Origin of the sequence: Citrobacter sp. Cpo045, from assembly GCF_030332875.1 — a bacterium.
GTDB classification, from domain to species: domain Bacteria; phylum Pseudomonadota; class Gammaproteobacteria; order Enterobacterales; family Enterobacteriaceae; genus Citrobacter; species Citrobacter portucalensis.
In genome coordinates this window covers 13,136-34,098 of the sequence record NZ_JAOWGZ010000096.1, presented here as the reverse complement: position 1 = coordinate 34,098, position 20,963 = coordinate 13,136, and the positions used below count along the sequence as shown (strand labels likewise).

Here is a 20,963-nt window from a genome sequence, read left to right as displayed (position 1 = left end):
ACATGACAACATTACTCAATCCGTACTTTGGTGAATTTGGCGGTATGTATGTGCCACAGATTCTGATGCCTGCCCTGCGCCAGCTGGAAGAAGCTTTTGTCAGCGCACAAAAGGATCCTGAATTTCAGGCGCAGTTTACAGATCTGCTGAAAAACTATGCGGGTCGCCCAACCGCACTGACCAAGTGCCAGAACATTACTCAAGGCACCAACACGACGCTGTATCTCAAGCGTGAAGACTTACTGCACGGCGGTGCGCACAAAACCAACCAGGTGCTGGGTCAGGCGTTGTTGGCGAAGCGCATGGGTAAAACGGAAATCATCGCCGAAACAGGCGCGGGTCAGCACGGTGTTGCATCTGCTCTCGTCAGTGCACTGCTGGGGTTGAAATGCCGTATTTATATGGGCGCGAAAGATGTTGAACGTCAGTCGCCTAACGTTTTCCGTATGCGTTTGATGGGCGCTGAAGTTATCCCCGTTCACAGCGGTTCCGCGACGCTGAAAGATGCCTGTAACGAAGCGCTTCGCGACTGGTCTGGCAGCTACGATACCGCGCACTACATGCTCGGTACGGCGGCTGGTCCGCACCCCTTCCCGACCATTGTGCGTGAGTTCCAGCGCATGATCGGTGAAGAAACCAAGGCGCAGATTCTGGAAAAAGAAGGTCGTCTGCCGGACGCCGTTATCGCCTGCGTGGGTGGCGGTTCTAACGCCATCGGGATGTTCGCCGACTTTATTAATGAAACCAGCGTCGGTCTGATTGGCGTAGAGCCAGGCGGTCATGGGATTGAGTCTGGAGAACACGGCGCGCCGTTGAAGCATGGTCGTGTCGGGATTTACTTCGGCATGAAGTCCCCGATGATGCAGACCGAAGAAGGACAGATTGAAGAGTCTTACTCTATTTCTGCAGGACTGGACTTCCCGTCAGTTGGGCCACAGCATGCGTACCTGAACAGCATTGGTCGCGCTGATTATGTTTCAATAACCGATGATGAAGCACTGGAAGCCTTCAAAACGCTGTGTCTGCACGAGGGAATTATTCCGGCACTGGAGTCCTCCCATGCCCTGGCGCACGCGTTGAAAATGATGCGTGAGAATCCAGAAAAAGAGCAGTTGCTGGTGGTTAATCTCTCCGGTCGCGGCGACAAAGACATTTTCACCGTACACGATATTTTGAAAGCGCGAGGGGAAATCTGATGGAACGTTACGAAAACCTGTTTGCACAGCTGAAGGACCGCAAAGAAGGCGCTTTTGTCCCCTTCGTAACCCTGGGCGATCCGTCTGTTGAGCAGTCACTGAAAATCATTGATACGCTGATTGAAGCCGGTGCCGACGCGCTTGAGCTCGGCATTCCGTTCTCCGATCCGCTGGCAGATGGCCCAACTATTCAGGAAGCCACCCTGCGTGCGTTTGCCGCCGGCGTTACACCGTCGCAATGCTTTGAAATGCTGGCGCTGATTCGCCAGAAGCATCCGACGATTCCCATTGGGTTGCTGATGTATGCCAACCTGGTCTTCAGTAAGGGCATTGATGAATTTTACGCCCAGTGCGAGAAAGTGGGTGTGGATTCTGTATTAGTGGCCGATGTTCCCGTTGAAGAGTCTGCACCATTCAGAACTGCAGCGCTGCGCCACAACATCGCGCCGATTTTCATCTGCCCGCCGAATGCAGATGAAGAACTGCTACGCCAGATTGCCTCTTATGGTCGTGGCTACACTTATCTGCTTTCACGTGCAGGTGTAACCGGTGCCGAAAATCGTGCAGCATTACCGCTGCATCATCTGGTTGAAAAGCTGAAAGAATATGGTGCGCCACCTTCTTTACAGGGCTTTGGTATTTCTGCGCCTGAACAGGTCGCTGGTGCTATTGAAGCCGGTGCTGCCGGTGCAATTTCCGGCTCGGCAATTGTGAAAATCATTGAGAAAAATGTTGCGGCACCGGAACAGATGCTGGCTGAGCTGAAAGCGTTTGTCAGCACGATGAAAGCCGCCACCCACCAATAAGCTAAATCAACCGCCAGAAATTTCTGGCGGTTTTATCCTTCTTTCGTGTGCTTCATTCTATACATAGCGCTATCCGCATTCTGAATGGCCACATCAAGTTCACCATTCACCTCTGCAATCCCCCACGATACTGACAATGGCACGGTATGGCCATCCACCACAAACACATGGCTGGTCACCTGCCCACTAATACGTTGCGCGATTGCTATAGCGTCAGTTGCCTGCGATCGAAACAGCAGGATCATAAATTCATCCCCGCCGGTACGAATCACAATATCGTGACTGGTGCGGGTGTTTGACAGCATCCTGTTGGCGATAATTTGCAGTGCACGATCGCCTGCCGCGTGGCCCCAGGTGTCATTGACGGCCTTGAACTTATTACAGTCAAGTAGCACCACCGAGCAGTGTGATAAATCCCGACGCTTGATGATGTCGAGAATTCGGCGGTTAAAACAACCGGTCAGGGTATCAATATAAACCTTGAGGTCACTTTCGTTCAGCCATGATTTTAACGAGAAGCTGATCATGATGAAGAAAAACGGCGCCAGCAGAATCACGATACCTGCATGCGTGTCGCGCGTCATAAAACGACCTAATGATAACGAATAGTGCAGCGCATATTTCTCTGAAAAATTGCGCACCATAAAGCGGGATTGACCGGTACATTTACCGGATAAACAGAGACTCTCATTGTTGGTCAAATTCACCAATTCTACGTTCAATTCTGGTGGAATTTGGTAGTCAAATGCCTGGGCTAACGCTTCCTGCAATTCGGACTTTGAATGGTCATAGACCAGATAAGCCACGATTTGGTCTGATATCTCTTTGCCAGACAGATCGTAGATATAACTCACCACGCTGTAAGCTTTTTCACCGGTAATTTTATCGGTATAGAAATTCGTTGAGCTGAGGGCTTTATTTTTGACGTTTTTCTGCAGCAGTCGGGTATAGAAATCGACGGGGGGATAGAAAAATTGCGTGATATCCCGCGCCATTTCAGAATTAGAGAAACTGAAATTGCGCGAATCGGAAGCCATAAACCAGTAAAAATAATCTGAGTTTTTGGCGATAATATAACGATGTGCATCAAAACTGCCCGGGTTTAGCTCATTGACCATACCGCGAATAAACTCCGCCGCCGTATACATACACAGCGCGTTGTGGCTGGTTTGCTGAGCAACCATTGTCCCCGTTGCCGAATGCAGCCGCTTTGGGTCGGCGTTAATTCCCCATTCATTCTCATCCCGGGGGGCGAACTGTGAAATATCACCGCATTGATCACCCGTTTTGATATGGTGGTAGCGCTCGCCAATCGCATCGGCGATCAGCTCGTTGTCGTTAAAAATGTCCATCATGCGCGCTTGCAGGCGGTTAACACCTTCGCTGGCAGCGGCCATTCGCTGTTCATAAATAATAAACAGAAACAACGACGTAAATATCAACGTAATGAGCCCTGATACCAGCAGTGCCTGCCTGTTTCTGAGCTTATCCTGCACAATCTTCACGAGTCCACCCTGATAGTTAACAGTATTGCCAAATCGGTTACCCGTTTATGTTGTTGCATAACAGCGTTGTACGTTGATAGAGAATGTTCGCCACCCCGATGCAGGTAAGTTGATGTAGCCCACAGCCGCGCGCTTAGGTTACAGTTTTATACAATAAAAGCACATAATTGTTAACATAAACGCAAACTAATCATCACCTTCAATAGGATACCCTGCCCGTCGAATGGCCTCGCGGCAGTCGTTTACGCCTGCGGCATAGCCCGCCTCAATCTCACAAACCGGACTGGCGCTGCAATAAGGTAGTGTAACTGGAGTCGCAATAAGTTTCTCCAGCGCCTCAATTTTATCCATGTAAAGCAATAACTCACGTGCAGCACTTACGGCAAACGCTGCCGTTTGATCTTCGGAGAACGGTTCCAGAAGTGCGATTTTTTGCTGTAGCAGATGGCGGGTCAACATCATCAGCAATATCCTCAAAATTGTTTTGCTTAAAGAGTAGCACTACATCAAAGGGGAGAAAGGCTCGATGTTTTCCCCAGAATGTTTAAATGAAGAACGAGGGGAATGTTTCCTGGTTGCTAACCACTGTCAGGCATGCTCGGAATCTATACAGTTCAATCATCCTGGTTGTGCAGCTATTAATTAAGTTGACTTCAAAAAGTCCCTTGCGAGACACTGCTTTAAAGCATACCAAATATGGGTGAACTTGTTGAGACATCTGTTGATTAAATTAGTTGTGTTAAGCGTTGGATTTTTAAGCGCTGGGGACATACTGGCAAATACTCCGGAACAGGTAGTCACCGCTTTCCAGAGGGATTATAAATATTGGAATGACCAGTCATTTCAGAGAAATCAGAACGATGGAAAGCAAGAAGTTATGCTCCAGGCCCAGAAGGGTTGGAATGAGCTTTTGAAAAAATATACAAAACCTGGTTTTCAGGGCGAGCCTATAGCTTTTGGTTCTGAGTCTAGTCATGACCCTGAGCAAGAGAAGATCATATCGGTTCAGATTACTGAAAAAATAGCGGTCGTAACGACAAAATTATCAAGGCAGTATTATTCACCTATTTATGAATATCAGTTGTCCAAAGAAAATGATATCTGGTATCTATCTCAGATTTTTTTAGTTGATGACGATGGAAAATATCCGAGTTTGTAATAACAGTGTACTTGTACTCATTGTTTCCATACTGCCTGAGACTGTCAATCGCTGGACGACTCTGAGCGTGAAGCGGACCACACTATCTGATGAAAAGCTTCACTCATAATGTCGGGACAGCGATAAGTGAGGAACTCACGTTGTGCTTGCATCAGAATGATCTGGAATGATGGAGTTAACATCTCAATTGTTCATAGCGGCGCTGAGTGGATGCAGGATATCGCGTACTTATAAAGTTAAGGCCAGAGATTTTAATTATTACATTTTCTTTTTTAAGATAGTGGTTTTTATCTATTTTTTAGAATAGACATATCAGGCCAGACATTCTTCTTCATAACAACTCTATGAGTTAAAAAAATCTGCCATAATGACAGATTCCTTTAATCTATCATTAGAGATTTGCAACGTTATGATATACTTTTTGAACATCATCGTCATCTTCAAGGGCATCAACAAGCCCTGCAAAGACTTCTAAATCTTCTGGTGAAAGTTCAATTTCTGATTGAGCAATCATCTCTAATTCTGTGGTAGAGAATTCAGTAATCCCTGCTGCTTTTAGAGCTGCAATGCCTTTGTGAAGATCTGTTGATTCAGTATAAATAACGATGTTTCCTTCTTCTTCGGTTACATCACGAACATCTACTTCAGCATTAAGCAAAATTTCAAAAATATGATCAGGGTCTGTTCCTTCGAATACAATCACTCCGGTATTGTCAAACATATAGCTGACAGAACCAGCCGCCCCGATATTCCCACCTTTTTTATTAAAAATTGAGCGGACATTAGCAATCGTACGGTTAACATTTGAAGTCAATGTTTCAGCGATAATCAGTGAACCACTGGGACCAAAGCCTTCATAACGCCCTTGCACGAACGTTTCATCGCTGCCGCCTTTGGCTTTATCAATGGCTTTATCAATAACGTGTTTTGGAACCTGCGCTTGTTTCGCACGTTCAATAACGAATTTTAAAGATGTATTTAATTCTGGGTCTGGTTCGCCTTGTTTAGCAGCTGCATAAATTTCTACACCGAATTTTGCATATACATTAGACGTTGCACCGTCTTTAGCTGTTTTTTTAGCAACAATATTTGCCCACTTACGTCCCACTGGAATGATCTCCTCGAAAATTCATTTACATAGCCGACAGTTAAATAACCTAGCATTACATTATATCATGACGTATAAATCCTCGTCTATTAAAAATAAAAATATTCGAATTTTACGATATGTTACTTTAATTTTATCAATAGTTAACATTATTGATAAATTATCCTCTGGTTCTTTTTTGTTCTTAATAAATGGTCCGCAGCAATAATGCATAAGTGAAGAGAAACAAAAGTGATATTCCAGACAAACACTTCTACTATTAAAGTTGCTGCTGCACTGCTTATAGCGAGGTTTCGACACACAAATTTTGTCAGGCCAGAGGAGCAAAATAATGGCCGTTCAAGACAACGACACGCGTGGAAAAGAATGAAAAAAAACTGGTCACTTGATGACCAGTTTTGCAGGGGTTTTGCAGAAGAACTTAAAAACGATAACCCGCAGAGAACATAAACACCCACGGATCGAGGCGTACACTGTCTCGCTGCTGGACGCCACCCATTTTATAGCTTGCGGTGGTATCGATATCCATGTACCAGACCGACATGTTAATCAGCCAGTCGCGGTTAATCAGATAGTCCATACCGACTTGCCCTGCTGCCCCCCAGGAATCTTTCAGACTCAGGTCCGATAACCCTGTTTCTTTACCGTTATCGTTAAAGCCTTCATCGAAGAAGGTCGTGTAGTTCACCCCAACACCTACGTACGGACGCAGTTTACTGCTGGAGTCACCGAAGTACCACTGCGCCATTAACGTCGGCGGTAAATGATGTACGGTGGCAATATCCCCCGTTGCAGCAGTGCCGATTTTATGGCGGAACGGCGTAGCTGCCAGTAATTCAACACCGATATTGTCGGTTGCCATGTAGGTAAATGTCAGACCCAGCTGCGTGTTATTGCTGACATCAAAGCCACCTAAGCTGCCCAGCGTACCACCTGCACCTTCCGTCGGCCTGACGGTGGCTGAACCTGCACGAATAAAGAACTCTCCAGCTTCATGCGCAAATGCGTTACCAGAGAGAAGAGTTGTTAAAGCCAATGCTGCAACTGTTAATTTTTTCATGTCCGCTCCATCGTTATGGTTATAAAAGCGGAACGAATATACCCACATTGGAGTAATAAGTGATCTAACATGGATCACATTGACTTTGATAATTTAACATTTATTGATCCAGATTAAGTTAGAACTTGCATTCAAAATCCTGGTTAAATTAATTCAGATCAATTTTGATATATTTTCAATGTGCAAGTACCTCCAGCTCATTGCTGATGGGTGATGGATATCTGCGCGTGATGCGCAGATAACAAACAGCGTTCATGCACGACGCTGAAGTCATAGCCAAAAATTACTGCAGCTTTACAAAGATATGCTTTTCCATACATCGCGCGATGCTGCCACTGTAGAGTTATCCAGGGTACAATTGCCCGCAAATGAACACCTGCAAAACTCAAGGAGAGTGCATGTCTATCACGGCGAAATCCGTTTACCGTGACACGGGAAACTTTTTCCGTAATCAATTCATTACCATCTTGCTGGTATCGTTGTTGTGCGCGTTTATCACAGTGGTGTTAGGGCATGCCTTTTCCCCCACTGACGCACAAATTGCGCAACTCAGTGAAGGCGATCAGTTAACCAGCAGCGTGGGGCTGTTCGATCTGGTGCAAAACATGACCCCGGAGCAACAGCAAATTTTGCTACGCGCATCCGCAGCGTCGACGTTTTCCGGTCTGATTGGTAATGCCATCCTCGCCGGGGGGGTCATCCTGATGATTCAGCTGATTTCAGCAGGTCATCGCGTCAGCGCGTTACGTGCTATCGGCGCCAGTGCGCCAGTGTTACCGAAGCTGTTTATTCTGATTTTTCTGACTACTCTGCTGGTGCAAATCGGTATTATGCTGGTTGTTGTACCCGGTATTCTGCTGGCGATCCTGCTGGCACTCGCACCGGTGATGTTGGTACAGGACAAAATGGGTGTCTTTGCCGCGATGCGCAACAGTATGCGTCTGGCGTGGTCGAATATGCGACTGGTTGCGCCGGCAGTGATCGGTTGGTTGCTGGCAAAAACGCTGCTGTTGCTTTTTGCGCCAAGTTTTGCAGTACTTACGCCGAATGTAGGCGCGGTATTGGCGAATACGCTGAGCAATATGATCTCCGCCGTGTTGCTGATCTATTTGTTCCGCCTGTATATGCTGATTCGCCAATAAACCCTGAACGCATTCCGGGCTTGTTCCCGGTGCTTTTGATGACGGAATCGAAGAATGAAGCAGTTTCTTGATTTTTTACCGCTGGTTGTCTTTTTTGCTTTTTATAAGCTTTACGACATCTATGCGGCGACCTCGGCGCTGATTGTCGCGACGGCTGTAGTGTTGATTTACAGTTGGGTTCGCTATCGCAAGGTCGAGAAGATGGCGTTAATCACCTTTGTCCTGGTGGCCGTATTTGGTGGTTTGACTATTTTTTTCCACAACGATGAATTCATTAAGTGGAAAGTAACGGTGATTTACGGGCTGTTTGCTGGTGCTCTGCTGGTTAGCCAGTGGGTGATGAAAAAGCCGCTGATTCAACGCATGTTAGGTAAAGAGCTGACCCTGCCGCAGCCGGTGTGGTCGAAACTTAATTTAGCCTGGGCCGTCTTTTTCATCCTGTGTGGCCTGGCGAATATCTATATTGCATTTTGGCTACCGCAGAACATTTGGGTCAACTTCAAGGTGTTCGGCCTGACCGCCCTGACTTTATTCTTTACGCTGCTGAGTGGGGTCTATATTTACCGTCATCTGCCGCAAGAAGATAAATCATAATTCATGCTCGCCAGATCTGCGGATCTGGCGAATTTTTATCCCCTCGCGTTCCATTGTGCTGACAACCTGACTTACATCTGCCCTGCACGCCGCATCCCCTCTGTTCTCAACGCACAAATTCTAGTAGCATCGCGCCTGTAATCTTTCTCTATAGTCGGTTCTACAATGACAACAACGAATAACACTCCCCAGGGTGAACTGGTTTTACGTACTCTGGCCATGCCTGCCGATACCAACGCGAACGGTGATATTTTTGGCGGCTGGCTGATGTCACAAATGGATATAGGTGGCGCGATTCAGGCCAAAGAGATCGCACATGGTCGTGTGGTAACGGTGCGAGTGGAAGGGATGAGCTTTTTGCGCCCGGTCGCCGTAGGTGATGTGGTGTGTTGCTATGCGCGCTGTGTGAAACGCGGGACAACCTCGATCAGCATCAATATTGAAGTTTGGGTGAAGAAGGTCGCTTCTGAACCTATTGGGCAGCGCTATAAGGCCACCGAAGCTCTGTTTATCTACGTTGCCGTTGATAAAGATGGGAAACCGCGTCCAATTCCCACGTTGGTCTGATAGCACACGTCAGTACTGCTATCCGGCAATCATCGCTCTTGATCATTGCCGGACGGCCTGATGCTTACTCGATCTGCGTTGTGCCGTTTAATTTGAAAACAATATTCACCACAAGCCCGGAACCGGGTTTGCCTGCTTCATAACGCCATCTACGCATCGCGTTTTTCACTTCACGCTCAAACATATTGGCAGGCTGTGCCGACAGGATCTCCACATTTTCAACCCGGCCATCCGGCGTTACGTTAAATTTGACCTTTACCCGGCCTTCAATGCGCAGCGCCTGAGCTCGCGCCGGATACTGAGGCTGATTACGGCTTAAAGCGCGTGGACCCGATGGCGCACTGACCACCGGTTTGCTGGTAGTTGCCGGCGCGGTATTGGTCATTGTGCGAGTAGGTGCCGTATTTTCCACTGGGGAGGCCGGGCGCGGTTCTGCTGGTTTAACATCGCGTTTCGGTTGCTCTTCCACCTTTTTCACCGGTTTTGGCTTCGGTTTAGGCTTGGGCTTCGGTTTTTCAATCACCACCGGCGCCTCTTTTGGTGGCTCTGGAATCGGTTCAGGTTCCGGTTCAGGCTCGACAACGGGTTCCGGCGGCGGCTGAACGGCCTGAGGCGGTTCGAGATCGGCAGGCGCGACCATCGTGACAGAGATCGGCTGCGCTGGCGCAGGTAGTTCAATAACCTGATGTACCGAGGTATACAGCAAACCAGCCACTACGGCACCATGAATGCCGACAGACAGTAACGTTGGCCAGGGAAAGCGACGAGGTAAATCAAGGGTCATTGAAGTCATAATCGTTTCAGTAAAAAAACCAGGCCCTGATTTTAAATGCAAATAGCAATCATATTCAATAAGCCCGTGGGGCTAACTGACATTTAAAACGCGATTTTATGATAAAAAACCACTTTCAGAGTATGGCCTTAACATATCAGTTATCTTTCCGTTGCAGTTGTTAGGCCTTTCCAATAACGTTATTAACGACTTTTACCGTTCAAGGAGCTCTACCCGTGCTGTATGTTATTTACGCTCAAGATATCGCAGACTCTCTCGAAAAACGTCTTTCCGTGCGCCCTGCTCATCTGGCTCGCCTGCAACTCCTTCATGACGAAGGTCGTTTGCTCACGGCGGGCCCTATGCCAGCGGTCGACAGTAACGATCCCGGTGCGGCGGGTTTTACCGGCTCGACGGTGATTGCCGAATTTGAATCTTTGGAGGCGGCACAGGCTTGGGCAGAAGCCGATCCGTATGTTGCGGCGGGCGTATATGCGCAGGTTTCAGTAAAACCTTACAAGAAAGTATTTTGACAAAACAAAAGGCCATTTTCATTTATAAAAATACTGAACTGTAAGCAAAATACATAGCCATTGAGGGCGCATTTAGGTGCACATTAGTCTAAACGCCCTCACTTCTCGTCTCTATGCATTAATTCAGCATATCAAAGCAATGATAAGTACCCTTATAAAAGGTAGCAACGACCGTTTATTAGCGTGTCATTGATTGTTTCTTACTCAACCTCAGTGTATTTTATTATCTGTCGAGATTAATTTGTCACAATGCAGACAGGCTGCGTTGTTACGCTATACGGGATTTTAGTCAATTATGGCTTTTGATTCGTTCCGTCCCGCCTCTCCCTCTCCTAAAGCATTCCGCCATGATATCAATGGCCTGCGAGCATGGGCTGTATTAGCGGTCGTATTTTATCACTTTGGCGTACCCGGATTTAGCGGTGGCTTTATCGGCGTTGATGTTTTTTTTGTTATATCAGGTTTCCTGATGACCGCCATCATCGTGAACGGCCTTGAACGTGGCAATTTTTCATTATGGAGTTTCTATCTGGCACGTGCCAGACGAATTATTCCTGCCTTAATTGTATTATGTAGCACATTACTTTTCTTGGGTTGGTTTTGGTTGCCCACCGCTGATTATCATGTGCTGGCACTCAATGCGATCACAGCGCTTACTTTTGTTTCCAATCTCAAGTTTTGGCGTGAAGCGGGTTATTTCGATATCACTTCCAGAGAAAACTGGCTGCTGCACACATGGTCTCTTTCGGTGGAGTGGCAATTTTACATTTTGTTGCCTGTTGGCTGCATTTTACTCTGGCGCTGGTTTGGCCTGCAGGGTGTTAAGTTTGCACTTATCGCCGCAGGCGTACTGTCATTAGCTCTATCAATTTACGTGAGCCCTCGACTCCCAGGTAGTGCGTTTTACCTACTCCCCACCCGCATTTGGGAATTATTAGCTGGAGGAGCTGTATGGTGGCTAACTCGTCGGCATTCTATGTCGCAACGCCCAGCCCGGATACTAGAGTTGGTGGGTTTTATTTTAATTGCCCTGTCAGTCACACTCCTGGATGTGACACGACCATGGCCGGGAAGTTATGCCGTGGTTCCTGTGTTGGGGACCGTGCTGGTTCTTGCGGCTAATCGCCAGCGATCATTTTTTACATCTACGGCAATTTTTCGCCAGATAGGTGCCAGTTCTTATTCAATTTATCTGTGGCACTGGCCGCTGGCGGTGCTGCTCAGTTATGCCGACAAACAGCACAATCCCTGGTGGATTGCTACTGGCATCGTAATGAGTTTGCTATTGGGAAAGACCTCTTTATTGCTCGTAGAGATTCCGACACGCAAACAGCTTGCGCTAACCCCTGCACGCAAACAGAGCTGGGTACTATTACTGTTAATTTTGAGCACTGGTGGATTGGCCGCAGGGGCTCGTTATCAGCAAGTCGACGGCAGAATTAACCCGGCAATTGAATTAGCGATGATCCCGAAACTTGATTACGCAGTCCGATTTGAAAAATGTCTGCTCGCGCCGGGTAAAGGAAGCGAGTCTCCTATGTGCAGATATGGCAAAGGAGAGTTAACGGCCATTGTCCTTGGAGACAGTCATGCAAGCATGCTGGTTTCAGCTGTCGCAGAGGCTGCACCCGGTGCGGTGGTTGAGATGACCTATGCGAGCTGTCCGACAGTGTTAGGCATGAAACGAAGAGATGATATTAATGATGACTGTAAACTATTTAATGATCGAGCTATTAATTTACTAAATAATGAATATAAAAATAAACTCGTCTTTATCGCCAACAGAAGCAGCCTCGCTATCCTGGGACAAAATGAAAAGGACGATTTTTTTAATATTCCTATGGGATTTTTTGATACGCCGAATGAACACCCCAATCAGAATTTAACACAGCAGTTTAGCCAGCAACTCGTAAAAACTCTGTGTTCCATAGAGAATAGTCAGAGGGTATTTCTGGTCCGCCCTATTCCTGAAATGGCAGTCGATGTGCCTAATACAATGGCCAGGGCACTGATGTTTGGTAAGTCAGACAGTACAGTATCTATTTCTCTCGATAAATATTACCAGCGACAAACAGCCATTTGGGCAGCACAAGATGAGGCGGCCCTGCACTGCGGCGTCAATATTCTCAATCCGTTACCCTATCTTTGCAAGGATGGGCGGTGTTGGGGAGATGCTGGTGGACGTCCACTTTACTCAGACAGTAACCACCTAAGTGCATTTGGCAGTAGGCTTTTACTCCCCATGTTTCAACGCGCATTTAAACAAGCAGAACACACCGAGGCAACTAACGCCCTGCAACTTTGACGCTTGACCAGAACTATGGGAATCATATCCATTCGGATACTAATATTCACTCAAGTAAAAAAGCCGCAGATAGCGGCTTTGGTTGTTACTTTTTCTCGTCAGTGTAGCGACGAGCGTTGTCAAAAAGATTTGTACACATAATGACTTCCCTCAAAAGACAATAAACTAACAGAATAGGATAACGAGTAATACCTGACCACACTATTATGAACCACTAGCCCCAGAATGTAGAATCATCGTATTGATAATAAAAATAAAAGTATAATCAGCGAGAAATTTACGCTGCCGTTTTTTCAACAGTTCTTTCTTGAAACAACGGTGCTTTATTCATTACGTCTGGGATGCACCCGGTTTTAACAATCACGCCAGGATTACCAACAACGACAGAAAAAGGCGGGATACTTTCGGTCACAAACGCCCCGGCAGCAATTTTACTCCCTTGTCCAATGATGACCCCGCCGACGATGACAGCATTTGGACCAATCCAAACTTCATCCTCAATAATGGGGTAACCCGTGATGCGGGTTCCTGCTCCCCGAATAGTATCTCGCTGACCGATGGTTACACCATGAAATAAGGTAACGTTCTTTCCAATCCTTGCACTCGGCGATATCACTATCCCCCAGCCATGAGTGATAGCCAACCCGGCACCAACCTGCGTGCTCGATGGAAAATCCATCGAGCCCATGTGAGCAGCACACCGATGCAAGATCTTAAATGGATAGAGCATGATACGCAGCGGTGTGCGCGAAACCGCACAGTATTGGCATAAACGCATCATCACAATGATACGGAATGTTCTGCTAATTACTGTACCAATTATTAGTTTACTCCATGAGAAATAACCAAATTCACGGTGGGTATCGGCTTTAATTTTGTCGAATGCCATCATACTGTCTCATTGTTTAATCGTTAAAATGTATCAGTTCTCACTGAAATAAAAACATATTTTCTTGTCACCAGCATTCTTTTTTTCGAGTAGATACGGCACCTGAAAGATGACAATAATATAAATAATGAAATGGCTATCTCTTACCTGGACCAAAACAATAATGGCAGCCAGGAAAGTATTTAAGAATCAATACGGGAAAACAGACATTGGGCACCGCCAGCGGTGCCCTTTTGGGATCAGATGCTGTGGATCGCAAACAACAACGAGTTACGTTGGTGGTTGAGAACGCACTTCCTGATGGTATGGATACGCATATTACGACGCGATTGTCCTTCAAGCCAACGTGCTTTACGGCGGCTAGCCTGACGCAGCATCCGCCAGCGTCCCACTTCCGTTCTACTACGCTTCATGTTAACTACTCTTCCAGTCACTGAGCGGCCATTATAACGCCAGACCGAATGCAGACCAGTGGTTTTCCCGTGTTTTTATTTGCCAGATTAATCCTGATGCGTAAACTCTTAACAATACGCTTTCAAAAGGATTTTTAAATTTATGACAACCTTCTACACCGTGGTGAGTTGGCTGGTCATTCTGGGTTACTGGGTACTCATTGCTGGCGTAACGTTACGCATTCTGATGAAGCGACGCGCAGTGCCCTCCGCAATGGCCTGGCTGTTGATCATCTACATTCTGCCATTGGTAGGAATTATTGCTTATCTGTCTTTTGGTGAACTTCACCTGGGTAAGCGACGTGCCGAACGCGCCCGGGCGATGTGGCCTTCAACCGCCAAATGGCTGAACGACCTCAAGGCCTGCAAGCATATTTTTGCCCAGGAAAACAGCAGCGTCGCCTCTTCATTGTTTAAACTGTGCGAGCGTCGTCAGGGAATAGCCGGCGTAAAGGGAAACCAGCTGCAGTTGCTCACCAGTTCAGATGACGTGATGCAGGCGCTGATCCGTGATATTCAACTGGCGCGCCACAACATCGAAATGGTGTTCTACATATGGCAGCCAGGCGGTATGGCCGATCAGGTAGCCGAGTCGTTAATGGCTGCCGCGAGGCGTGGCATTCACTGTCGCCTGATGTTGGACTCCGCCGGCAGCGTGGCGTTCTTCCGCAGCCCTTGGGCGGCGATGATGCGTAACGCAGGTATCGAGGTTGTAGAAGCGCTGAAGGTGAACCTGATGCGTGTATTTTTACGCCGTATGGACCTGCGTCAGCACCGCAAAATGATCATGATCGATAACTACATTGCTTATACCGGCAGCATGAACATGGTCGACCCGCGTTTCTTCAAACAAGATGCGGGCGTCGGGCAATGGGTTGATTTAATGGCGAGAATGGAAGGTCCTGTCGCCACTGCTATGGGCATTGTCTATTCCTGCGACTGGGAAATTGAGACCGGAAAGCGCATTTTGCCTCCGCCACCGGACGTCAATATCATGCCGTTTGAGCAGGCCAGCGGCCACACCATTCACACTATCGCCTCGGGTCCTGGTTTCCCTGAAGATTTGATTCATCAGGCGCTGCTAACCGCTGCTTATTCAGCGCGTGAATATTTAATTATGACCACCCCCTACTTCGTCCCCAGCGACGACCTGTTGCACGCGATCTGCACGGCGGCGCAGCGTGGGGTTGACGTCAGTATCATTCTTCCACGTAAAAATGACTCCCTGCTGGTTGGCTGGGCAAGCCGGGCCTTTTTCACCGAGCTGCTGGCGGCTGGCGTTAAAATTTATCAGTTCGAAGGTGGCTTGCTGCACACCAAGAGCGTACTGGTCGATGGCGAGCTGAGCCTGGTCGGTACGGTTAACCTGGATATGCGCAGTCTGTGGCTCAATTTTGAAATCACGCTGGTCATTGATGATGCCGGATTCGGTGGCGATCTCGCGGCAGTGCAGGATGATTATATTTCGCGTTCCCGCCTGCTTGATGCCCGTTTGTGGGTAAAACGACCACTCTGGCAGCGGATAGCAGAGCGACTGTTTTACTTCTTTAGTCCGTTGCTGTAAAACGTGCCCATCAGACAGTAAACAGGTAGTCATTATGGATATGGATTTGAACAATCGCCTGACCGAAGACGAAACGCTTGAGCAGGCTTACGACATTTTTCTCGAACTGGCTGCGGACAATCTGGATCCAGCCGACATCATTCTGTTCAATTTGCAGTTTGAAGAGCGTGGCGGTGCCGAGTTGTTCGATCCGGCGGAAGACTGGCAGGAGCATGTTGATTTTGACCTGAACCCTGACTTCTTTGCCGAGGTGGTGATTGGTCTGGCAGATACAGAAGACGGCGAGATTAACGATATTTTCGCGCGCGTTTTATTATGTCGCGAAAAAGATCATAAGCTCTGCCATATTCTCTGGCGCGAATAATCAAACAAAAAAGCTGCTCTCGCAGCTTTTTTCATTTTTAACCCGGCAGTTTACTTCCACAGCGGTTACAAAATTGCGCACTATTTTCGTGCTGCGCCTGCTGGCACTGGGGACATTTTCGTTGGTGCCCGCGCTGCTGGAACGCACTGCTCATGTGCGTGGTAATCAATCCCGTCGGTATCGCAATCACCGAGTAACCAATCAGGATAAGCACAGACGCCACCATGCGCCCCAATGGTGTGTGTGGCGTGATATCGCCATAGCCGACGGTGGTTACAGTAACAATCGCCCAATACACCGACGCATTCAGCGTAGTAAACCCATATTTTGGCCCTTCAATCAGATACATCATCGCGCCAAAAACCACCATCAGAATGGCAATAAAGGAATAGAACAGCATCAGCTGATGTCGGGCGCTTTTTAACGCATTCCAGAACACCCGCAGAGAAGGCATAAAGCGCAGCAGCTTGAGAATACGCAGGACGCGCAGGACACGCATCGCTCGCCAGGCGAAAACATAGCTCAGACTGATTTCCGGCCATAGCCACATCACATACAGCGGCAGAATGGTGGCAAGGTCAATTATCCCCCAGAAGCTGAACACATATTTAGCGGGGTTGGCCCAGCAACATAAGCGCAGAAGATATTCGAGGGTGAAGACCAGAGTAATAAAGATCTCCAGCCAGACAAAAACGCGCCATTCCTCAAAGGTTAAATGGTATTGCGTCCCTACTCCGGACTCAATGAAGATAACGATAACGCTGAGCAAGGCAAATAGCGCACACATACCTTCAAAGCGACGCCCTGAACGGGTATTTAAATCAAATAATTTGCGATAGAGCGCACGGCGGACAGAAGAGACTAAACCAGGCACAGATACCTCACCAAAAAAAGGGCTGACCTTTGTCAGCCCTCAGGATTATAGCGGGTCTATTTTCAGGCAGGAAACTGCATGTCGGAAACTTCCTTCCAGAACCGGGCGCGTTTTTGCGCATTCCGGTCCAGCAATCGGACAGCGCGTACGGAACACGCAACCGGAAGGAGGATTAATCGGGGACGGTAACTCGCCTTCCAGCAACTGGATAACCTTGTTCCTTTCCTGATCCGGATCGGGGATCGGCACCGCAGACATCAGCGCTTTGGTATAAGGATGCAGCGGGTTATGGTACACCTCGTCATAAGTCCCTAATTCCACCGCATGTCCGAGATACATAACCAGCACACGGTCGGAGATGTGTTTAACCACCGCGAGGTCGTGAGCAATGAAGATTAACGATAATCCCATTTCGCGCTGAAGCTGTTGCAGCAGATTAACCACCTGGGCCTGGATTGATACATCCAGCGCCGAAACCGGTTCATCGCAGATAATCAACTTTGGTTCAAGGATCAGCGCGCGGGCAATACCGATACGCTGACACTGGCCACCGGAAAACTCATGTGGGTAGCGGTTAATCAGGTTGGGCAGTAATCCAACCTTCATCATCATCGCCTTCACACGGTCGCGGACTTCCTGACCAGGAAGATTCGGATGATAAGTTCGCAGCGGTTCGGCAATGATTTCACCAATGGTCATGCGCGGGTTTAACGATGCCAGCGGATCCTGGAAAATCATCTGGATATCGCTGCGCACTTCCCGCCACTCATCGGGTTTCATGCCCAGTAAATCTTTACCCAGCCAGGCAACCTTTCCATCGGTGGCCTTCACCAGGCCGATAATCGCACGGGCAAAGGTCGATTTCCCGCAGCCTGATTCACCGACCACGCCCAGGGTTTCGCCCTCATACAGTCGCAGGGTTACGCCATCAACCGCCTTCAGGGTTTTAGACGGTTGCCAGAACCACTGTTTGCCATCTTTAATATCGAAATGGACTTTAAGGTCGGCAATCTCAAGGAGCACTTTACGTTGTTCGGTCACCGTATTCATACCAGTTCCTCCACCGGCTTAAAGCAGGCACGCAGACGGCCTGGGCTAAATTCCTCCAGTGGCGGAGCACTGCTACAGATTTCCATCGCATGCGGGCAACGCGGCTGGAATGGACAACCTTTTGGTAGACGCAGTAAGTTCGGTGGGTTGCCAGGGATAGTGAGCATCTCTTCCCCTTCGGCATCCAGACGAGGTACGGCATTTAGCAAACCAATCGAATACGGATGAACGGGTTTATAAAAGACATCCCGCGCACTGCCGTATTCCATAGTACGTCCGGCATACATCACCAGGACTTTATCGCAAATACCGGCAACAACCCCCAAATCGTGGGTGATCATGATAATCGCGGTGTTGAATTCACTTTTCAGTTCATTCAGCAGCGTCATAATTTGCGCCTGTACCGTCACATCGAGCGCAGTGGTTGGTTCATCGGCAATCAGTAATTTGGGCCTGCACAGCAGCGCCATGGCGATCATTACGCGCTGACGCATACCACCGGAGAATTCATGAGGATACATTTTCATACGCTTACGCGCTTCCGGCATTTTCACCGCATCCAGCATTCTGACCGACTCTTCAAAGGCTTCCGCTTTGCTCATGCCTTTATGCAGCATCAGAACTTCCATCAACTGCTCCCCGACCCGCATGTACGGGTTGAGAGACGTCATCGGGTCCTGGAAAATCATCGAGATTTGCTCGGCGCGCAGTTTGTTCAGCTCACGTTCCGGTAAATTCAGAATTTCACGCCCGTTGAACGTTGCGGAGCCCCCGATACGACCATTCGCCGCCAGCAGCCCCATCAGGGCAAAGGCCGTCTGCGATTTACCCGAACCGGATTCCCCGACAATACCCAGCGTTTCTCCGGCTCGCAGAGAAAAGTTTAAATCGTTGACCGCAGTTACATCGCCGTCGGGGGTAGCAAACGTCACGCGCAGATCTTTTACGTTCAGCAGTGCGTTAGCCTGTTGTTGCGCGAGCGGCGCGGTTGAGGTTTCAATTACGCTCATGGCTGCACTCCTTAACGGTCTTTCGGGTCGAGGGCATCACGCAGGCCATCGCCAATAAAGTTAAAACAGAACAAAGTGACCACCAGGAAACCAGCCGGGAACAGCAGCAGCCATGGTGAGACTTCCATAGAGTTGGCACCATCACTGAGCAGCGCGCCCCAGCTACTTAACGGCTCCTGCGTACCTAGTCCCAAAAAGCTCAGGAAGGATTCAAACAGGATCATGCTCGGCACCAGCAATGAAGCGTAAACCACCACCACACCCAGCACGTTCGGCACAATATGGCGGATAACGATACGCACGGTAGACACCCCACCCACTTGCGCCGCTTCAATAAACTCTTTGCGCTTGAGACTCAGCGTTTGTCCACGCACGATACGCGCCATATCCAGCCAGGAGACCATCCCGATAGCGACAAAAATCAGCAGGATATTTTGCCCAAAGAAGGTGACCAGCAGGATCACGAAGAACATGAACGGGAAGGAGTTGAGGATTTCCAGCAGACGCATCATCACCGAGTCGATTTTACCGCCGAGATAGCCCGACAGAGAACCGTACAGCGTACCAACAACCACCGCGACTAACGCCGCCGCAATGCCGACCATCAGCGAAATGCGCCCGCCAATTGCCACGCGCACCAACAGGTCTCGTCCCGAAGAGTCAGTACCGAAATAGTGGCCTGATTCCGTATCCGGCGCGCTGGACATCATGCCCCAGTCGGTATCGAAGTAGGTAAACTGCGACAGCATCGGTGCCAGCGTCACGAACAGCGCAATAATTACCAGCACCACCAGGCTTGCTACCGCCGCGCGGTTATGCATAAAGCGTCGACGCGCGTCCTGCCACAGGCTGCGGCCTTCGACCTCCAGCTTTTCACTGAAATTCTCCAGCGCCTCGCTGTTTTTCTTACTTAACATCATAGCGAGCTCCAGTATCAGTAACGAATTTTCGGGTCGATAACGGCATACAGCACATCGACAATCGCGTTAAACACGATGGTCAGCGTACCCACCAGTATGGTCAAACTAAGAACCAGCGAATAGTCGCGGTTTAACGCCCCATTGACGAACAACTGGCCAATACCCGGCAAACCATAAATGGTTTCAATAACCATCGAACCGGTGATAATGCCGACAAATGCCGGTCCCATATAGGACAACACTGGCAACAGCGCAGGTTTCAACGCATGGCGGAAAATAATCCGCCGCATCGGCAGCCCTTTAGCGCGTGCGGTACGAATAAAGTTAGAGTGCAGTACTTCAATCATCGAACCGCGAGTAATACGGGCGATACTGGCGATGTAGGCCAGTGACAAGGCTACCATCGGCAGGATCATAAATTTCAGCGCCCCGCCGTTCCAGCCCCCGCCGGGTAGCCATTTCAAGGTTATGGCAAATATCATGACCAATAAGGGAGCGACCACGAAACTGGGGATAACCACCCCGGTCATTGCCACCCCCATCACCGTATAGTCCCAACGTGTATTTTGCTTCAGCGCGGCTATCACTCCGGCGCTAACACCGACGAGCACCGCCAGAATAAAGGCTGCCGCACCCAGCTTCGCAGAAACCGGGAAGCTCGAGGCAACGAGGTCGTTAACCGTGTAGTCTTTATATTTAAAGGATGGTCCAAAATCGCCGTGCGCCAGCTGTTTCAGATAGCTGAAGTACTGCGTCGAGATGGGATCGTTGAGATGATATTTCGCTTCAATATTAGCCAGCACTTCTGGCGGCAATGCGCGTTCCCCGGTGAATGGGCTACCCGGCGCAAGGCGCATCATAAAGAATGAAATCGTAATAAGAATAAACAGCGTCGGAATCGCTTCCAGACAGCGACGTAATATAAATTTTAACATTGCCCGTACCTTCTGGCGTGTGCCTTTATACCCGTCATACTTCAAGCTGCAAGTGCGTTGGCTTTGCTCGCTCACGCCAGTCACTTACTTAAGTAAGCTCCTGGCGATTCGCTGGGTTGCCGCCTTCCTGCAACGTGAATTATTTAGGGTATACCTCT

General features: G+C 48.6%; 22 protein-coding genes and 1 pseudogene. 11 read left to right on the top strand and 12 right to left on the bottom strand.

The genetic code is table 11. The features are described 5' to 3' along the window. Positions 1-2 precede the first annotated feature (2 nt). Together trpB and trpA are read left to right on the top strand one after the other, a co-directional pair. Entirely contained in the window at positions 3-1,196 is a 1,194-nt protein-coding gene (gene trpB / locus OGY13_RS11765) for a tryptophan synthase subunit beta (RefSeq protein WP_213752782.1), read from the top strand. Beyond that, positions 1,196-2,002, top strand: coding sequence for a tryptophan synthase subunit alpha (trpA, locus tag OGY13_RS11760; RefSeq protein ID WP_111465494.1), 807 nt, complete (start codon positions 1,196-1,198; stop codon positions 2,000-2,002). Before trpB ends, trpA begins: the two co-directional genes overlap by 1 nt. Positions 2,003-2,034: 32 nt before the next feature. Here trpA and OGY13_RS11755 read toward each other — a convergent pair whose 3' ends face one another. Together OGY13_RS11755 and OGY13_RS11750 are read right to left on the bottom strand one after the other, a co-directional pair. Further along, a complete protein-coding gene (locus OGY13_RS11755) occupies positions 2,035-3,507 on the bottom strand; it encodes a GGDEF domain-containing protein (protein ID WP_213752781.1) in 1,473 nt (490 codons plus the stop codon). A gap of 186 nt (positions 3,508-3,693) precedes the next feature. Continuing rightward, positions 3,694-3,969 (bottom strand): hypothetical protein, encoded by a 276-nt coding sequence (locus OGY13_RS11750; protein ID WP_103285304.1) that lies wholly within the window; start codon positions 3,967-3,969, stop codon positions 3,694-3,696. A 259-nt stretch (positions 3,970-4,228) separates the two neighbouring features. On the opposite strand from OGY13_RS11750, the gene OGY13_RS11745 reads away from it, so the two are divergent. Further along, positions 4,229-4,666 carry a hypothetical protein gene (locus OGY13_RS11745; RefSeq protein WP_250153154.1) on the top strand — a complete coding sequence of 146 codons (438 nt, stop codon included), beginning with the start codon at positions 4,229-4,231 and terminating at the stop codon, positions 4,664-4,666. A 391-nt stretch (positions 4,667-5,057) separates the two neighbouring features. On the opposite strand, the gene OGY13_RS11740 is transcribed toward OGY13_RS11745, so the two are convergent. After that, positions 5,058-5,774, bottom strand: a complete 717-nt coding sequence (locus OGY13_RS11740) for a YebC/PmpR family DNA-binding transcriptional regulator (protein ID WP_003020658.1) — start codon at positions 5,772-5,774, stop codon at positions 5,058-5,060. 421 nt (positions 5,775-6,195) lie between these two features. After that, positions 6,196-6,834: an outer membrane protein OmpW gene (gene ompW / locus OGY13_RS11735; RefSeq protein WP_003833354.1), complete on the bottom strand. Its 639-nt coding sequence runs from the start codon at positions 6,832-6,834 to the stop codon at positions 6,196-6,198. Between the two features lie 292 nt (positions 6,835-7,126). Here ompW and OGY13_RS11730 point away from each other — a divergent pair. From OGY13_RS11730 to yciA, 4 genes and pseudogenes are all read left to right on the top strand, one after another. Then, positions 7,127-7,204: pseudogene (locus tag OGY13_RS11730) on the top strand (YkgJ family cysteine cluster protein); the annotation flags it as partial. A gap of 28 nt (positions 7,205-7,232) precedes the next feature. Next, positions 7,233-7,976 (top strand): YciC family protein, encoded by a 744-nt coding sequence (locus OGY13_RS11725; protein ID WP_003020663.1) that lies wholly within the window; start codon positions 7,233-7,235, stop codon positions 7,974-7,976. Positions 7,977-8,030: 54 nt separating this feature from the next. Beyond that, positions 8,031-8,570 (top strand): septation protein A, encoded by a 540-nt coding sequence (locus tag OGY13_RS11720; RefSeq protein WP_003020667.1) that lies wholly within the window; start codon positions 8,031-8,033, stop codon positions 8,568-8,570. Between the two features lie 165 nt (positions 8,571-8,735). Then, a complete protein-coding gene (yciA, locus tag OGY13_RS11715) occupies positions 8,736-9,137 on the top strand; it encodes an acyl-CoA thioester hydrolase YciA (RefSeq protein WP_008784945.1) in 402 nt (133 codons plus the stop codon). A gap of 64 nt (positions 9,138-9,201) precedes the next feature. Here yciA and tonB read toward each other — a convergent pair whose 3' ends face one another. Next, positions 9,202-9,930 (bottom strand): TonB system transport protein TonB, encoded by a 729-nt coding sequence (gene tonB, locus OGY13_RS11710; protein ID WP_170974248.1) that lies wholly within the window; start codon positions 9,928-9,930, stop codon positions 9,202-9,204. A 215-nt stretch (positions 9,931-10,145) separates the two neighbouring features. Here tonB and OGY13_RS11705 point away from each other — a divergent pair, with 215 nt between their 5' ends. Both OGY13_RS11705 and OGY13_RS11700 read left to right on the top strand, forming a co-directional pair. Continuing rightward, complete coding sequence (locus OGY13_RS11705; RefSeq protein WP_003020675.1) at positions 10,146-10,442, top strand: YciI family protein; 297 nt, start codon at positions 10,146-10,148, stop codon at positions 10,440-10,442. A 295-nt stretch (positions 10,443-10,737) separates the two neighbouring features. Further along, positions 10,738-12,747, top strand: a complete 2,010-nt coding sequence (locus tag OGY13_RS11700; RefSeq protein WP_213752332.1) for an acyltransferase family protein — start codon at positions 10,738-10,740, stop codon at positions 12,745-12,747. 277 nt (positions 12,748-13,024) lie between these two features. Here the strand turns inward: OGY13_RS11700 and OGY13_RS11695 are convergent, their stop codons facing one another. Continuing rightward, on the bottom strand, positions 13,025-13,639 hold the full coding sequence (locus OGY13_RS11695; RefSeq protein WP_048216256.1) for a serine acetyltransferase: 615 nt from the start codon (positions 13,637-13,639) through the stop codon (positions 13,025-13,027). A 236-nt stretch (positions 13,640-13,875) separates the two neighbouring features. Then, complete coding sequence (locus OGY13_RS11690) at positions 13,876-14,049, bottom strand: YciY family protein (protein ID WP_122984013.1); 174 nt, start codon at positions 14,047-14,049, stop codon at positions 13,876-13,878. Between the two features lie 142 nt (positions 14,050-14,191). Here OGY13_RS11690 and cls point away from each other — a divergent pair, with 142 nt between their 5' ends. Continuing rightward, positions 14,192-15,652: a cardiolipin synthase gene (gene cls, locus OGY13_RS11685; protein ID WP_003020687.1), complete on the top strand. Its 1,461-nt coding sequence runs from the start codon at positions 14,192-14,194 to the stop codon at positions 15,650-15,652. Positions 15,653-15,686: 34 nt separating this feature from the next. Further along, the gene (locus OGY13_RS11680) at positions 15,687-16,016 is read left to right on the top strand and encodes an HI1450 family dsDNA-mimic protein (protein WP_003020691.1); all 330 of its coding nucleotides are present in this window, start codon (positions 15,687-15,689) and stop codon (positions 16,014-16,016) included. Positions 16,017-16,053: 37 nt separating this feature from the next. Here OGY13_RS11680 and OGY13_RS11675 read toward each other — a convergent pair whose 3' ends face one another. From OGY13_RS11675 to oppB, 5 genes are read right to left on the bottom strand one after another with little or no spacing between them, the layout of a single operon-like run. Then, entirely contained in the window at positions 16,054-16,890 is an 837-nt protein-coding gene (locus OGY13_RS11675; protein ID WP_008784948.1) for an ion transporter, read from the bottom strand. Between the two features lie 45 nt (positions 16,891-16,935). Next, a complete protein-coding gene (gene oppF / locus OGY13_RS11670) occupies positions 16,936-17,940 on the bottom strand; it encodes a murein tripeptide/oligopeptide ABC transporter ATP-binding protein OppF (protein WP_213752333.1) in 1,005 nt (334 codons plus the stop codon). Further along, positions 17,937-18,950 carry a murein tripeptide/oligopeptide ABC transporter ATP-binding protein OppD gene (gene oppD / locus OGY13_RS11665; protein WP_003833364.1) on the bottom strand — a complete coding sequence of 338 codons (1,014 nt, stop codon included), beginning with the start codon at positions 18,948-18,950 and terminating at the stop codon, positions 17,937-17,939. Before oppD ends, oppF begins: the two co-directional genes overlap by 4 nt. Positions 18,951-18,961: 11 nt before the next feature. Next, complete coding sequence (oppC, locus tag OGY13_RS11660; RefSeq protein ID WP_003020701.1) at positions 18,962-19,870, bottom strand: oligopeptide ABC transporter permease OppC; 909 nt, start codon at positions 19,868-19,870, stop codon at positions 18,962-18,964. A 14-nt stretch (positions 19,871-19,884) separates the two neighbouring features. Continuing rightward, entirely contained in the window at positions 19,885-20,805 is a 921-nt protein-coding gene (oppB, locus tag OGY13_RS11655; RefSeq protein ID WP_003020708.1) for an oligopeptide ABC transporter permease OppB, read from the bottom strand. Between the last annotated feature and the right edge of the window lie 158 nt (positions 20,806-20,963).